14 protein-coding genes, 1 pseudogene and 1 other annotated feature are annotated in these 14,600 nt (G+C 48.0%); of the genes and pseudogenes, 12 read left to right on the top strand and 3 right to left on the bottom strand.

Translation table 11 applies throughout. From position 1 onward, the window contains the following. Positions 1–67 precede the first annotated feature (67 nt). The 10 genes and pseudogenes from LLG09_05410 to LLG09_05365 all read left to right on the top strand — a co-directional run bounded on the left by LLG09_05410 (position 68) and on the right by LLG09_05365 (position 8,445). A pseudogene (locus LLG09_05410) lies at positions 68–166 on the top strand (rubredoxin-type Fe(Cys)4 protein). Between the two features lie 84 nt (positions 167–250). Next, positions 251–1,867, top strand: a complete 1,617-nt coding sequence (locus LLG09_05405) for an FAD-dependent oxidoreductase (protein ID MCE5196549.1) — start codon at positions 251–253, stop codon at positions 1,865–1,867. A gap of 215 nt (positions 1,868–2,082) precedes the next feature. Beyond that, positions 2,083–2,331: a binding site (T-box leader), on the top strand. 92 nt (positions 2,332–2,423) lie between these two features. After that, the gene (locus tag LLG09_05400; GenBank protein ID MCE5196548.1) at positions 2,424–3,287 is read left to right on the top strand and encodes a transporter substrate-binding domain-containing protein; all 864 of its coding nucleotides are present in this window, start codon (positions 2,424–2,426) and stop codon (positions 3,285–3,287) included. Between the two features lie 28 nt (positions 3,288–3,315). Continuing rightward, positions 3,316–3,981 (top strand): amino acid ABC transporter permease, encoded by a 666-nt coding sequence (locus LLG09_05395; GenBank protein MCE5196547.1) that lies wholly within the window; start codon positions 3,316–3,318, stop codon positions 3,979–3,981. A gap of 4 nt (positions 3,982–3,985) precedes the next feature. Further along, the gene (locus LLG09_05390) at positions 3,986–4,711 is read left to right on the top strand and encodes an amino acid ABC transporter ATP-binding protein (GenBank protein MCE5196546.1); all 726 of its coding nucleotides are present in this window, start codon (positions 3,986–3,988) and stop codon (positions 4,709–4,711) included. A gap of 93 nt (positions 4,712–4,804) precedes the next feature. Further along, positions 4,805–6,238: an amidohydrolase gene (locus LLG09_05385; protein ID MCE5196545.1), complete on the top strand. Its 1,434-nt coding sequence runs from the start codon at positions 4,805–4,807 to the stop codon at positions 6,236–6,238. Positions 6,239–6,275: 37 nt separating this feature from the next. After that, positions 6,276–6,557 (top strand): DUF1905 domain-containing protein, encoded by a 282-nt coding sequence (locus LLG09_05380; protein ID MCE5196544.1) that lies wholly within the window; start codon positions 6,276–6,278, stop codon positions 6,555–6,557. A 31-nt stretch (positions 6,558–6,588) separates the two neighbouring features. After that, on the top strand, positions 6,589–7,116 hold the full coding sequence (locus tag LLG09_05375; protein ID MCE5196543.1) for a hypothetical protein: 528 nt from the start codon (positions 6,589–6,591) through the stop codon (positions 7,114–7,116). A gap of 22 nt (positions 7,117–7,138) precedes the next feature. Then, the gene (locus LLG09_05370) at positions 7,139–7,615 is read left to right on the top strand and encodes a pyridoxamine 5'-phosphate oxidase family protein (GenBank protein MCE5196542.1); all 477 of its coding nucleotides are present in this window, start codon (positions 7,139–7,141) and stop codon (positions 7,613–7,615) included. A 260-nt stretch (positions 7,616–7,875) separates the two neighbouring features. Further along, positions 7,876–8,445 (top strand): hemerythrin domain-containing protein, encoded by a 570-nt coding sequence (locus tag LLG09_05365; protein MCE5196541.1) that lies wholly within the window; start codon positions 7,876–7,878, stop codon positions 8,443–8,445. Here the strand turns inward: LLG09_05365 and LLG09_05360 are convergent. Both LLG09_05360 and LLG09_05355 read right to left on the bottom strand, forming a co-directional pair. After that, positions 8,442–8,723, bottom strand: a complete 282-nt coding sequence (locus LLG09_05360; GenBank protein ID MCE5196540.1) for a metal-sensitive transcriptional regulator — start codon at positions 8,721–8,723, stop codon at positions 8,442–8,444. The two genes, LLG09_05365 and LLG09_05360, sit on opposite strands and share 4 nt — an antisense overlap. Positions 8,724–8,768: 45 nt before the next feature. Further along, the gene (locus tag LLG09_05355; GenBank protein ID MCE5196539.1) at positions 8,769–10,664 is read right to left on the bottom strand and encodes a cation-translocating P-type ATPase; all 1,896 of its coding nucleotides are present in this window, start codon (positions 10,662–10,664) and stop codon (positions 8,769–8,771) included. 277 nt (positions 10,665–10,941) lie between these two features. On the opposite strand from LLG09_05355, the gene LLG09_05350 reads away from it, so the two are divergent. Beyond that, positions 10,942–11,679 carry a transposase gene (locus tag LLG09_05350; GenBank protein ID MCE5196538.1) on the top strand — a complete coding sequence of 246 codons (738 nt, stop codon included), beginning with the start codon at positions 10,942–10,944 and terminating at the stop codon, positions 11,677–11,679. Between the two features lie 341 nt (positions 11,680–12,020). Here LLG09_05350 and rsmH read toward each other — a convergent pair whose 3' ends face one another. Continuing rightward, complete coding sequence (gene rsmH, locus LLG09_05345) at positions 12,021–13,070, bottom strand: 16S rRNA (cytosine(1402)-N(4))-methyltransferase RsmH (protein MCE5196537.1); 1,050 nt, start codon at positions 13,068–13,070, stop codon at positions 12,021–12,023. 345 nt (positions 13,071–13,415) lie between these two features. Here rsmH and LLG09_05340 point away from each other — a divergent pair, with 345 nt between their 5' ends. Further along, positions 13,416–14,561 carry a GGDEF domain-containing protein gene (locus tag LLG09_05340; protein ID MCE5196536.1) on the top strand — a complete coding sequence of 382 codons (1,146 nt, stop codon included), beginning with the start codon at positions 13,416–13,418 and terminating at the stop codon, positions 14,559–14,561. Positions 14,562–14,600: the final 39 nt, after the last annotated feature.

Genomic DNA, 14,600 nt, shown 5'->3' with positions numbered 1-14,600 from the left:
TTAAAGTAAAGGGTCATTCTACCAGTTCATCTCAAAGTAAGGTCGATGTAAAAAAGGAGACGATGTTATGAAAAAGTGGATCTGCAGCGTTTGCGGCTACATCAGTCAGGGAGAAGAGCCACCGGAGATTTGCCCCATGTGTGGTGCTCCCAAAGAAAAATTCATCTTACTGATAGAAACTGCACCAGCAAAAACAGAAACAGAGGCAGGCGGCTTAACCAGTGCTGCCGGTTATGCGCTGGAGGCTGATGTGCTGATCGTTGGCAGCGGAGCGGCTGCGTTTTCTGCGGCAATCACCGCGAGAAAGCAGGGTGCCAGTGTGATCATGCTGGAAAAAGCAGCAAAAGTGGGTGGGACGACGCTGCGCTCGGGCGGCGGGTTCTGGACGCCAAACAACCGCTTTCAGCATGATCTGGGGATTGAAGATAAGAAAGAGGATGCCATCCGCTATATGGCGCGCTATTCCTTTCCTCACCTCTACAATCCAAACGATGCAAAGTATGGTGTGCCGAAAAATGAGTTTGAGCTGCTCTCGGCCATGGCTGAGCATGCTTCAGAGATGGTTGAATTCCTGGAAGACTGCGGTGCGCTGCACAGCATTGCGGAGATCAACTGGACAGGCAAACCACAGGTGGATTATATGGACCATCTGCCCGAAAACAAAGGGATCCGCGGACGTGTCTTGTATACGCAAAACCCGGAAGGTAAGCTGAGCTATGGTTTTGAATTGATACGGCAGCTGGAAACCTGGGCCAGAAGTCATGATATCTTGATCCTGACCGATCATCGGGTCATGAAAATCATGCAAAATGAGCAAAAAGAAGTGATCGGACTGGAAGTTGTTAAAGAGAATAAAGAGATTTTGAAAATCAAAGCTCATCAGGCAGTTGTTTTTGGCAGCGGCGGTTATTCACATAATCCGGAGCTGATGTTGCATTTTCAACGCGGTCCGCATTTTGGCGGCTGTTCCGTAGCCACGAATACCGGTGATTTTATCGGTATGGCCGGCGAGATCGGCGCTCAATTAGGCAATATGGCAGGAGCGTTTCGTGCGGAAAGCATCCTGGAAAATGCGCTGACCAATCCCGGCGGCTCCAATAATATCTTTTATATTCCCGGCGACAGTGTCATCGAAGTCAACCGCTATGGCAAACGCATTATGGATGAAAAGCGAAACTATACCGATCGGACCATGACTCATTTTGTTTGGGATCCGCAGCGTGCGGAATGGATGAATATGTTGGTCTTTCTGATTTACGATCAGAGAACAGCGCAATTGTGGCAAGGCTATCCACCTTATCCGAGACAAAGCGACGCGCTGCCCTCTTACATCCTCAGTGGGCAAACTTTGGAGGATTTGACGCAAGCCTTGACCCTGCGCTTAAGCAATTTGTCCGAACGGATTGGCGGATTTAGTATAGCGCCGGAGTTTTTGGCGAATTTAACGAAGACAATCGCAAACTTCAATGATTTTGCTAAAAAGGGTAAAGATGAAGAATTCAGCCGCGGTGAGTTCAATTATGACCGTGAGTGGACAACGTTTCCGCCAACGGTCCCCGGCGTGGAGTGGCCACCCAAAGGCAGCAAAAATTATACGATGTATCCGCTGAGTGCAGAGGGACCCTATTATGCGGTCATTTTGGCAGCGGGAACGCTGGATACGAATGGCGGACCCATCATCAATGATCACGCGCAGGTTTTGGATGTGCATAACAATCCGATTCCGGGGCTTTATGGCGCCGGCAATTGTATTGCTTCTCCCACCGCCAATGCCTATTGGGGAGCGGGCAGTACCATTGGCCCGGCGATGACGTTTGGCTATTTGGCCGGTCTTTCTGCCGTAAAGGAACCCGTCAAGAAGAGTTAGAGCTTAATAAAAGCCTATGCGTAAACTTAATAACTCCGGCAAGGCAGCAGGATCAGCAGTATAGATTATAGCAGCAGAAGTAAAGACCGATTTGGTAAAAAATCGCAGCAGTGTTGCTGCAATCAATTGTGTCGTAATCCAAGTGATTCAGAATTTATCGTCTTACGTCTTTACAACGGGAAAACATCGTGCTATGATCTGCAACTAATAAACAGATAACAGCTTTGACAAGAAATAGTAGCTGCGGTTTTATTTTTCAGAGAGTGTACGTTTGGTGAAAGTACATAAATAGACCGCTGTGAACACGTCTTTGAGCTGATCGATGAAACCATTTTGGGAGTAGTTGGATCCGGGAACTCGCACCCGTTATAGTGCAGAAGTATGTTAGTACTTTTTGAGGTTGATGCTGCGAAGCATCAATAAATTGAGGTGGAACCACGTGATGAAATATTCTCGCCCTCTAGCGGTAAGCTAGAGGGCGATTTTTTTATCCTCCACAGAAAGTATGCTGCTTTATGAGAATTGGATTTGATCAAAAATGAAGGAGGAAGTTGTAATGAAAAAGAGTTTCAAATGGGTTTTCGCAGTCTTACTTTCTGTTGTTCTGGTTTTGATTGGTGGCTGCAATGCCAAACCAGCGGCGAATGCCGCCAAAGCGCAGAATCGCTTACAGGCAATTCTGGACCGGGGCTATTTGGAGGTGGTGACAGAACCTTATTTTGCGCCGAATGAATTTATCGACCCCAGCAAAAGCGGTAACGAGAAATATGTGGGCAGCGATATCGAATTAGCCAAATATATCGCCGAGCAATTGGGGGTGGAGCTGAGAATTATCCCCTTGGAATTTTCGGCCGTTCTAAGCAGCATCACAGAAGGCAAGTATGACCTGGCGATCTCGGCCTTAGCCTATACGCCGGCTCGGGCGTCGGCCATGCTGCTGTCTAAGGGTTATTATTTTGCCAAAGATACGCCGGGCAATGGTTTGTTGATCAGGCAAGAGGCTCAGGACAAAATTCAATCAGCCGAAGATTTGGCCAATGCCACCGTGGTTGTGCAAAGCGGTTCGCTGCAGGAAGTGTTTGCCAATGAACAAATCCCGAAGCTGAAAGAATTGAAGCGGGTTTCCGCCACTACGGATGGGATTTTAATGGTGCAGGAGAAGAAAGCGGATGCCTGTGTTGTCTCGAAAGCCATGGCGCAATTGTATATCGATGCCAACCCGGGCAGCGGCTTAGCGATTGTTGAAAATTTCACCTTTTTTGTTGATCCGGAGTTGGATGGCAGCAGAATCGGCATGCCTTTGGGTGAAACGGAATTGGCCGACCACATCAATCAGATCATCGATCAAGTAGTCAGCTCCGGTCAATACGACGAATGGTATCGGCAGTATACGGAGTATGCCAAAAAATTAGGCTTATAAACCGAATGAGAAAGTGCGGGTGCGAATCATGCTGCAAACGGTGATCCTGCTTTGGCAAAAATACGGTTATGTCTATCTTTTTGGGTTATGGGGTACTATTTGGCTGGCTGCCGTGACCGTAGCGGCGGCCAGCGTCCTGGGTGCTTTGATTGCGCTGATGAAATTATCGCAGCAAAAAGTCCTGGATGCGTTCACAACCGTCTATATCAGTCTGATCCGCGGCACGCCCATTCTTTTGCAGCTCTATTTCTTTTGGCTGGTGCTGCCAAAACTGCTGCCGGTGCGGATCGGTGATACGGCCTGCATCGTGATTGCCCTGATTGTCAACGCCAGCGCCTATATCGCCGAGGTGATCCGCGCCGGCATCCAGGCGGTGGATCAGGGTCAGGCTGAGGCTGCCAGGAGTTTGGGACTTTCGGCTTATCATACGATGAAACAGATCATCTTGCCGCAGGCCATCAAAAACATTCTGCCGGCTTTGGGCAACGAGTACATCTCGATGGTGAAACAAACCTCGCTGGCCTCGGTATTTTTTATTCAGGAGCTGACGACCTCTTATAAAACGGTGCAGGCGGCGACGTTTTTAGCGATTCCCTCCCTGCTGATTGCCGGCGTGATTTATTTCCTGCTGACAAGCATGCTGGCCAGAGGGCTGCAGTTCTATGAAAGGAGTTTGCGTTGTGATGAAGGATAACGCCTTGATCCGTGTGGAAAATCTGTCGAAATCGTTTGGCAAATTGCGTGTGCTGCAAAATATCTCAGAGACAATTTACGAAGGGGAAGTCGTTTCGATCATCGGACCCTCCGGTGGCGGTAAAAGCACCTTCTTGCGCTGCCTGAACTTATTGGAAAGCGTCAGCGCCGGTAAAGTCTATTTTGAGGGCTTCGATCTGACGCAGAAAAATACCAATCTGGATCAGCATCGACAGAAAATCGGTATGGTTTTTCAGCTCTTTCATGTCTTTCCGCATTTGACTGTTTTACAGAATATTAGCCTGGCGCCAATCCTGGTAAAGAAGATGACAAAACAGGCGGCGGAGCAGCGAGCCTGTGAACTTTTAGAGCGGGTAGGATTATTGGAGAAGAAAGACGAATATCCTACTAAACTCTCCGGCGGTCAGAAGCAAAGGTTGGCCATTGTCAGGGCCTTGGCCATGGAACCCAAAGTGATGCTGTTTGACGAGCCAACCAGCGCTCTGGACCCGGAAATGGTGAAAGAAGTTTTGGATGTAATCAGGGATTTGGCGCACTCCGGGATGACCATCGTCATCGTGACGCATGAAATCAGGTTTGCAAAGGAAGTGAGCGACCGAGTTCTCTTTATGGCGGATGGGATAATTCAGGAGCAGGGCACGCCTGCACAGCTGTTTGGCAATCCGCAGCAGGCCAGAACCATCGAATTTCTCAGCAAAATCTTACAATAACAAGCGGGGTGACGGGTAGTGTGAAAAGGAACTGTTTGCATCCTTTTCCTCTCTATTTGTGCCTTGAGCACTGCGAAAGGAATGGATTTTAAAATGCAACTAGATTTCATCAATCGGGTCTTGGCAGAAAAGCGGGATCTCATTTTGGGAGTCAGCGACCGGATCTGGCAATATGCCGAGCTGCCCTACGCAGAATTTCAATCGGCAAAATTGTTGAGCGATGTCTTGGCAAGCGAAGGTTTCAGCATCGAGCGGGGAGTGGCCGCCATGCCGACGGCCTTCACGGCAAAATTCGGCAGCGGCAAACCGATTTTTGGTTTTCTCGGTGAATACGATGCGCTGGATGGTTTGAGCCAGGCAGCGGGAATTCCGCGGCGCAGTCCGCTGGTGGCCGGCCAGCCGGGGCATGGCTGCGGTCACAACGCGCTGGGAGCCGCTGCTATGGGCGCTGCCATCGCGGTTAAGCAGTACCTCAGCGCGCATCCGCAGAGCGGAACGGTTTATTTCTTTGGCTGCCCGGCAGAGGAGGGCGCCGGCTCTAAGCAGTTTATGGCCAGAGCCGGGGTGTTTCGGGAGGTCGACTTTGTCTATACCTGGCACCCGGCCAGCAAGAACGAGGTGCAGTCCACGCGCTCCGTCGCCATCATGGGAGCCAATTTCAAATTCAAAGGCGTGACCTCGCATGCCGGCGGTTCGCCGCAATTGGGCAGAAGCGCGCTGGATGCCGCAGAACTGATGAGCGTGGGGGTTAATTATCTGCGCGAACATATGATTGATCAGGCCAGGATTCATTACGCTTACGTGGACGCAGGCGGTGTTTCGCCCAATGTGGTGCAGGACAGAAGCCTGATCAAATACGAAGTGCGTTCGCCCAAGGTCAAACAAGTCAAAGAATTATTCGAGCGTGTGGTGAAAGTGGCGCAAGGGGCCGCCCTGATGACGGAAACCAGCATGGAATATGAAGTTACCATGGCATTTTCCGATTATATCCCCAATACGGCTTTGGCTGCCGTCGCGGATGAAGCGCTGCGGGAAGTAGGAGCGCCCAAATGGGATGCTTCGGATTATCAGCTGGCCAAAGCCTTTTTAGAGAGTTATAACGCAACGACGCTGGACTCGATCAAAGAAGCGATCAGCCAGGAATATGGCGAAGAAAAGCTGGATGAAATTCTGGCAAACTCGTTGGACGCAAGCGTTCACCCTTACGATGCCAAAAACGTCAAATATGCCTCCGGTTCGACCGATGTTGGCGATGTGACTTATGCGGTGCCGACCATCAACTTCAATATTGCCACCGCCTGTATCGGCAATGTGGGGCATTCCTGGCAAATGACCGCCCAGGCGGGCAGCCAAATTGCCCAAAAAGGCTTGCTGACTGCCGCTGCCGTGATGGCGCTGGCTGCACTCAAAACCATGGCCAGGCCCGAAGTGGTGGAGAAAGCGAAAAACCTCGTTTTCAAACAAAACGGCGGCGCTTACCAATGCCCGCTGCCCGATTCCGTACAGCCGCCGATTGGCAAATACTAGAAAAACAAACAGCAGCTGGCATAACGCACCAAGAGGAGTGTCAGCCACGAACCCCAAGCTTGATCAATTAACGGCGAGCATTGAGAAAGTGCCCGATATCGACGGCGCTTATTTGGAAGTACCCTATGACTTAAAAGCGGCATTCGGCAAGTCTCGTGTTGCGGTTCATGCCACATTTGACGAAGAGCCCTATGATGGACAACTGGTCAGGATGGGTGCACCCGGTCCGATCATTGGCATCCGAAAAGAAATTCGTGCCAAAATTGCCAAACAACCGGGTGACAGCGTGACTGTCACGTTTATTGAACATGTTAAATAAGCGCGGCTGCAGGAGAGAGAGGATGATCTGATTGCCTAAAGCGAGAAAAATGCTCAGCGACTGGCAGGCGCCGTCTATTCAATTGCTGCTGACACTGATAGGCACGCAGAGTAAACCCACGCTGGCGCATTGGGCGGTTGATTATGCCGAACACTTTATTTTACCGCTGTGGGTTAAAGCGTACCCGCACGATTTGCGGCCGCAGCAGGCCCTGCAGGCTGCCAAAGCCTGGTTAGCAGGAACCATCAAGCTGCCGGAAGCCAAAGCCGCCATCCTCGCCTGTCACGCCGCCGCCCGGGAAAGCGAAACAAATCCGGGTGCGCAGGCCGCAGCCAGGGCAATCGGGCAATGCGCTTCAACAATTCACTCCGCCAGGCATAGCATCGGGCTTGCCTTGTATGGTGCCTTGGCGGTTGCTTACGATAAACTGGGAACCGAAGTGCAGTGGGAACAGTTGCAGCTTGCTGCGGCGGAAGAATGCGGACGTATGCTGGCTGCATTGCAGGCGGTGGCAGTCGTCGATGAGCCGCATCCGGCCAAAATCGATTGGAAATGCTGAAAGCGAAAGTGAGGGAAACAAGATGTTTCGCGCCATGCGCAGAGAAAAACAATTGTTATCACTGCAGGATACGGCAGCGGTAATGAACAGATGCACCAATGGGGTTCTGGCGTGCTTAGGGGATGATGATTACCCCTATGCGGTGCCGCTCAGTTATGTCTATGATCATGAGAAAATCTATTTTCATTCGGCAAAGGCCGGCCATAAAATAGACGCGATCCTCAGGAATCCGAAGGTATCTTTTGCGGTGATTGATGAAGACAAAATTATCAGTGGAAAATACACAACTTATTTCCGCAGCGTGATTGCTTTTGGCCGCGCCAGAATTGCCGAAGGCGCCGAACAGCGGCAGGCGTTCCTGGCCTTCGTGGAAAAATACGCAGGGGATCAACCAGAGGCAGCCAGGCAAAGAGAAGTGGACGGCTGCAGTCAATCTTACTTAATTGCCATTGACATTGAACAAATCACCGGCAAGGAAGCCATTGAATTCGTTAAGTGAGCCAAGGGGACGGGGGTGTTGGCACAAGAGCCAGGGGGACGGGGGTGTTGGCACAAAATTTGTGCCAACACCCCCGTCCCCTTGGTAACACCCGTCCCCCTGGTAACAACCCCCTGGTAACAGTCGAACTGTATGCAGGATGAAAGCGCAATGGTGTAGAATATAGGATTGAGTCAGATTGGAATATCAATGGATGCGGAATTGTAAAACAGCCGGAAAAGTTTTCTAGTCCGGCATAAAAGGAGAAGGAGGCAATGGTTATGGGAAAAGCAATACAGGATCTGAAAAAGGAGCATACCGCCATTCTGAATGTCCTTGAGATCACGGATCATGTTCTGTCATCGCAGCTGGAAACCGATAAAAAAATGCTGTTTGGCGAACAACTCGTTTACTTTCTGAAAACATTTGCCGATCAATGTCATCACGGGAAAGAAGAGAATTACCTATTTCCGGTATTGGAGAAATTGGGGATCCCAAAGCAAGGCGGCCCGATTGGCGTCATGCTTATCGAGCATCAAATGGGCAGGGAATATCTTGCTTTGATCAGCCAGGCGGTAATAGCAGCGGATCCGGTGAACTTCCAACTGAATGCCAATCATTACGCAATTCTTCTGCGCAGTCATATCGAAAAGGAAAATAATGTTCTATTTGTTATGGCAGACCGCGCTTGCAGCGAAGCAAAACAGGATGAATTGTATAAGCAATTTGAACAATTTGAAGAGACCGTCATGGGAGCGGGAGTTCATGAAAAACTACATGCCATGATTCATCAATGGACGGAAGATTATCTGAGCCAGGGGGACGGGGGTGTTGGCACACGCTTTTGTTAAACCATTTTGGTATATTGACGGATAGCGCGTTTTAAACTATCAATTTGAACTTCGCTTTCGCCGTCACGAAGCGCGTCAATTACACAATGATCGAGATGATCTTCCAGGATAATTTGACTGATCTTCTGTAAAGCTGCTTTAGCGGAATTCAATTGAATAATGATTTCATCGCAGGGTTGATCATTTTCAAGCATCTTGCGGATCCCGCCCAACTGCCCTTCGATGCGGTTGAGACGTTGGCAAAGTTTTTCGGTATCGTGATGGGGATGTGCGGACATAACATGACCTCCTCATTCTTTGCGAATTGCAGATTGAACCTGTATTTAATTGGCAGTTATTGGCAAAACAAGGGAATCCGTTTCCCGATAAGTGAGCAGCAATGCCGAATTGACAACGACGAACACCGAGCCTAAATTATGAACCAAAGCCGCAGTGACCGGAGTAAGCCAGCCAAAACCTGCCAGAATGATGGCACCAAAATTCAAAATCATTGAAATTACGATGTTAAAAACGATCCGGCTTTTTGTTTTTCGACAGATCCGAATCAAAAAAGGTAGTTTACTGATATCGTCACCCATCAGAGCAATATCTGCGGCTTCCAAGGCTACGTCGGACCCGATGGCACCCATGACAATTCCGACAGAGGCGGTGGCAAGAGCAGGAGCATCATTTATGCCATCGCCAACCATGCCGACAAAATAACCTTGCTGCGTTAAGTGCCGGATGGAATTTACTTTGTCTTCAGGCAGTTGGGAGGCAAAGAGATCGGTTACACCAGCCGCAGTTCCAATGAAATCCGCTACAACCTGATGATCTCCGGTCAGCATAACGATGCGCTCAATGCCGCTTCGTTTCAGTTCGGCTAGGGTGCTTTTCGCTTCTTTGCGGAGTGTATCGGCGATTGAGATGATGCCGATGATTGTTTCATCACACAGAACGGGCAAAACAGTTTTACCCTGTTTTTGCATTTGTTCAATCATGTGGGCTGCCACAGGATGATTTTGGATCTGTTCTTGACCAATAATTTTTTCGCCGAGCGAGATTTTATGCCCATCAACCAGTGCTGTAACCCCTTTCCCCGGCTGCATTTCAAAACTGTCGGGATCTTTTGCCACAATACCTTGGCTGTGAGCATAGTTTATGATCGCTTTTGCCAATGGATGCTCGGAGAATTTCTCTGCGCTGGCGATGAAAGCGAGAAAACGATTGCGCTCCAGGTTCGGGTCGAGAATCTGAAGATCCTCCACTTGCAGCTTACCGTAAGTTAAGGTACCGGTTTTATCCATCACCAGCGTATCGAGCTTTGCCACTGCCTCTACCGCCGCACCGGATTTAATCAGAATTCCATTTTTGGTTGCATTGCCTATGGCAGCCATCATTGCCGTTGGAGTAGCGAGGATCAGTGAACATGGGCAAAAGACAACGAGCGCTGTGACGGCTCGATAAACATCTTTGGTGATCAGCCAAATCAGTAAAGCGCAACCCAGGGCAACCGGTACAAGAATGCGAGCCCATTTATCCGCGATACGCACAATGGGTGCTTTGTTTTCTTCCGCTTCCTCAACCAGATGAATCATCTTTTTCAATGAAGAATCCTCGCCGACCTGAGTGGCTTCAATTTCAATCACACCTTGCTGATTGATGGTTCCCTGGTAGACTTCGTCGCCGATTGTGCGGTCAACCGGTACGGATTCTCCGGTCATTACCGATTGATTGATGGTAGTATTACCGTGAATAATCCTGCCGTCCACTGGGATTGATTCGCCGGGGCGAATTAAAATGAGATCGCCGCTTTGCACTGCGGCAGCCAGAATAACTTTCTCACCTTCTGCTGTGCGGATACAAGCTTGCTGCGGAGTGAGATTGATCAGCGCCTGCAGACTCTGATGTGATTTTCCGGCTGTTACGTCTTCAAGAACCTTACCTAATTGCATTATGAAGGCAACTTCGCCGGCAGCAAAGTATTCCCCAATCCAAACAGCGGCAATCAGGGCAATTGCCACCAGGACATCGGCCGTCACATCAAACTCCTTGACCAATCCCAGTACAGCGCCAAATACAATGGGAATACCGCTGATTACAATGGCGATCCAAGCCGGATCAAAAGGTAGATCCGAAAGCCAACCAAAAAAGCTTGCCAAGAGAAAGATTCCCGAAAATATTGTCAAACACAGTGTGCGAAACGATTCTTCCCCCCGGATTTTTTTAAAAAATTTCATCTGAGAGCGCCGCCTTTCCAAAAACCGAATGAGATGCCATATACCCCTATGGGGCATATTATAAGGTCAATCCGCTCATTTGTCAAATGTGCCAAGGGGACGGGGGTGTTGGCACAAGATTTGAGAGTCGAGGGGTGAGGATATTGACACGATAAATTTGATAGAGTATACTATTTTTTAAACGGGGGAAATATTAATAAAAAAAAGTATAAATATAGGTATGTAAATAGAGCATATTCAGCTCCGGTCCCCTGCAACAGAGATTGAGGTGAATGAAATGCCTAGGACAGCAAGAAAGAAAAGCAAAAGCGGGATCTATCATATAATGATGAGAGGTATCAATCATCAAGATATTTTCGAAGATGACGAAGACAAAGATAGGTTTCTGCAAACAATTGTATTGTATAAAGAGCAATGCGAATTTGAACTTCTTGGATACTGCTTAATGAGCAATCATATTCATCTATTAATGAAAGACGACAATTTGGGAACATCAATGCGTAAGATCTGCGCAAGTTATGTGCATTGGTATAATACGAAGTATCAGAGATGCGGTCATTTATATCAGGATCGTTTTAAAAGTGAGAACATTGAAAATATGCGTTATTTATTGACGGTAATCCGGTATATTCATCAGAATCCGGTAAAAGCGGGTATTGTTTCTGACATATCCGATTATAAATGGAGCAGCTACCATGACTATTTTATGAAGCATAAAATAGTGGATAGTTATCTTGCTTTCAGTATAATGCCAGAAGATCAGTTTCTGGAGTATCATAATGAACAAAATCAGGATAATTGTCTGGAATACCTTGCCAGCAATAGATTTAATGATAACGAAGCCAGAGAAGCAATGAGAAAAATGGCTCATTTAGATCGTATGGATGAAATTCAAAGTTTTACAAAAGCAAGCAGAGATGAAATTCTTAGAAACATAAAGGCAAAAAGCAATTTTTCTATCCGACAAATAGCCAGAGTCACTGGCATATCCAGGAGAGTGATTGAGGAGTTGTGAGCCAACACCCCCGTCCCCCTGGAACACCTGAGCCAACACCCCCGTCCCCCTGGAACACGGCCGCTTTTATGCAATGGAGATGCGGTGCTGACATTGTGCCAAGATAGCGAAGCTGAGTGCAAAAAAATAGCATATGCTCAATTTAATAGCAAAAAGTCCGGCGGAATAAAAAATTCCTCCGGACTTTTTCCATTGGGCTCTAGAGGCGACGGTACGGTCTAGACCATTCCCTACCAATCAATAGTGTTCCGCTATCCTATGCATCGGTTTTTAAGAAGAAACTTTGAAGCCAAGTTGCAGCGCGCTTTATTGTCGTCACCGCAGAGCTCTGGAGGCGTCAATCAGGCTTTGATTGCCCAACGCAGTTTGGCGGAGCGGGCGCGGCTGTTGCTGCTGCATTCCGCGGCTGTCGGTCGAATGGGGTCGGGCGCAATTTCGCGATAGATCCCTTCCCGGTAAAAGTGCTGAAAAGATTTCTTGACGAGACGGTCTTCACCCGAATGAAAGGATAGGATTGCCACCCGGCCGCCCGGCGCCAAAGCGTCGGGAAGTTTTTCTAAGAATTGATAGAGCACTTCCAATTCGTGATTCACATCGATACGCAGGGCTTGAAAACAGCGCTGACAGGCTTTCTTGATTTCATCTTCCTTATTTTTTCCCGGAATAAATTTCAGGGCTTCGCTGATAATTTGCTGCAACTGGCCGGTGGTGGCAATCACTTTGCCGCTTTTTCTGGCGGCAATTACTGCACGGGCGATCGGTGCGGCATACGGTTCATCGGAATTTTCCAGCAGCAGTCCCTGCAATTCCTCTTCTGTAATGGTTCGCAGGCGCTCCGCGGCGGATTTCCCTTTTTGCGGATTGAGCCGCAAATCCAGAGGACCTTCGCGTTTAAAAGAGAAGCCTCTGGCCGGATTGTCAATCTGCATGGAAGAGACACCTAAATCCGCCAGGATAAAATGGAAGGGCCCTGCCTCTTTGGCGATTTGGTCGACGGCAGAGAAATTCATTTGTCTCGTTGTCAGGATGTCGGAGCCGTAACCTAAGTTCTCCAGGCGCGCCCGGGTGCGCGGCAGTTCCATGGGGTCCACATCAATGGCGTATAAATGCCCCTTTGCCTGCAGACATTTTAGGAGTTCTACGGTATGTCCGCCATAACCTAAGGTGGCGTCCAGCCCGATTTGTCCCGGTGTCACCTGCAGGAATTGCAAAATTTCCTGCACGCAGACAGGGCGATGCATGCCGGCCGGTGTTTTCCCTTTTTGCAGCAATTCTTCAATGGTATCCGCATAACGTTCCGGCTGTAATTCTTTATATTTCTCCTGATAAGATTTTGGATGCGTACCCGTATAGCGAGCCCGGCGTTGATGCGGCTGTTCCTGGTTTTCCATCTTTTTTCCCTCTTATCTGCTTGCTTTGCTTCTGCTTTTATTTTATGATACCAAATAAATGCAGGAAAAGCAACATACTCTTCGGTTGTTCTTAGATTGGTGAGAATGGAACAAAACTGTCCAAATACGCGCAAGCAGGAATATTTCCCGATATTTCTTGTGTTTATACAGTATATATAGTAAAATAAGCACGAACCAAAGGTTTTTGGATCGTCAAACTGGAACCGGCAGCGTCTGGTTTGGTTTCAATCAATGGAGTATTCACCACAAATCAAACATCAGACGCGATCCAACTCCTGTTGGGCAAGCGTAAACTGCAGCAGAACCGATTAGGAGAAATGAGCCATGAATCTCGGCGTGAATATTGTCTTAAACGCTTATTCCATCGTGCTTTTATTCATCATCTATATTTTATCCATCAAGAATGCAGAAAAAGAATCCCTGCAGAATAAAATTTATAACTTGTTGGTAAAAGCGGCGATCCTGCTGTTGGTGGTGGATCTGATGGGGCGGTTTGACGGAAGGCCGGATACCATTTACCCCCTCTTGAATCAAGTGGGAAATTATCTGGTTTTTCTCTTCAACTGGAGCATACCGTCTTTATGGCTGTTGTACGTTTATCAGCAAATCGTGGGTGATGAGCTGAAAACGAAACGGCTGGCGCGATGGCTGGCGGCTGTCAACGTAGGTTATGGTGTAATCGTGACTTTGTCTTTGAAATACGGTTGGTTTTATACGATTGATGCCGCGAATATTTATCACAGGACCGTCTATTATCCGCTGATTTTTGTCGGAACTTTTGCGATGATGATTGCTGCCTATGTTTTGATTTTAAAAAATAGAAGTAAAATGGAAGCAAGACAGTTTTTTGCACTGGTTTTTTTTGCTTTTCCTCCCGGTATTGCGGTTATTTTGCAGATCTTTATTTATGGGGTTGCCTTTAGTCTGAACAGTCTGGCCGTTTCTTTGTTGATTATTTACTTAAATATCCAGAATCAAATCATTCATACGGATTATTTAACCGGAGTCAGTAATCGCAGGAAACTTGACCTTTATTTAACAGATAAAATCAACGGCAGAGGCAGCGGCCAGTTTTTTGCAGCGATGATGCTGGACTTGAATGATTTTAAAATCATCAATGATCAATTTGGGCATGAAGCGGGAGACCATGCTTTGAAGACAGCGGCTGGTTTAGTCAGCAGCGTTTTGCGCTTAGCGGATTTTGTTGCCCGTTTCGGCGGTGATGAATTTTTCATTATCTTGGAGCAGGCTGATCAGACGGCACTTCAAAGCATGGAAGAGAAAATCCATCAGGCTTTTGCGCAGTATAACAAAACCAGCCAGCAACCTTATGCTTTGAGTGTGAGCATTGGGTCTGCTCTTTATGATGATCAGTGTGCCATGAATGCGGAAGAATTCTTGAAAAAACTGGATAGACTGATGTATGAAAATAAGCAGCAATACAAAAGTCAATTCAGTCCGGAAAAGTAAAAATCAATTGATGCCGGCATTGCGTTTACTGATAAAAGA

This window comes from Negativicutes bacterium (assembly GCA_021372785.1).
GTDB lineage: Bacteria > Bacillota > JAAYKD01 > JAAYKD01 > JAAYKD01 > JAJFTT01.
Note: the sequence above shows the minus strand (reverse complement) of the source record. Positions and strands in the feature narration are given on the sequence as shown.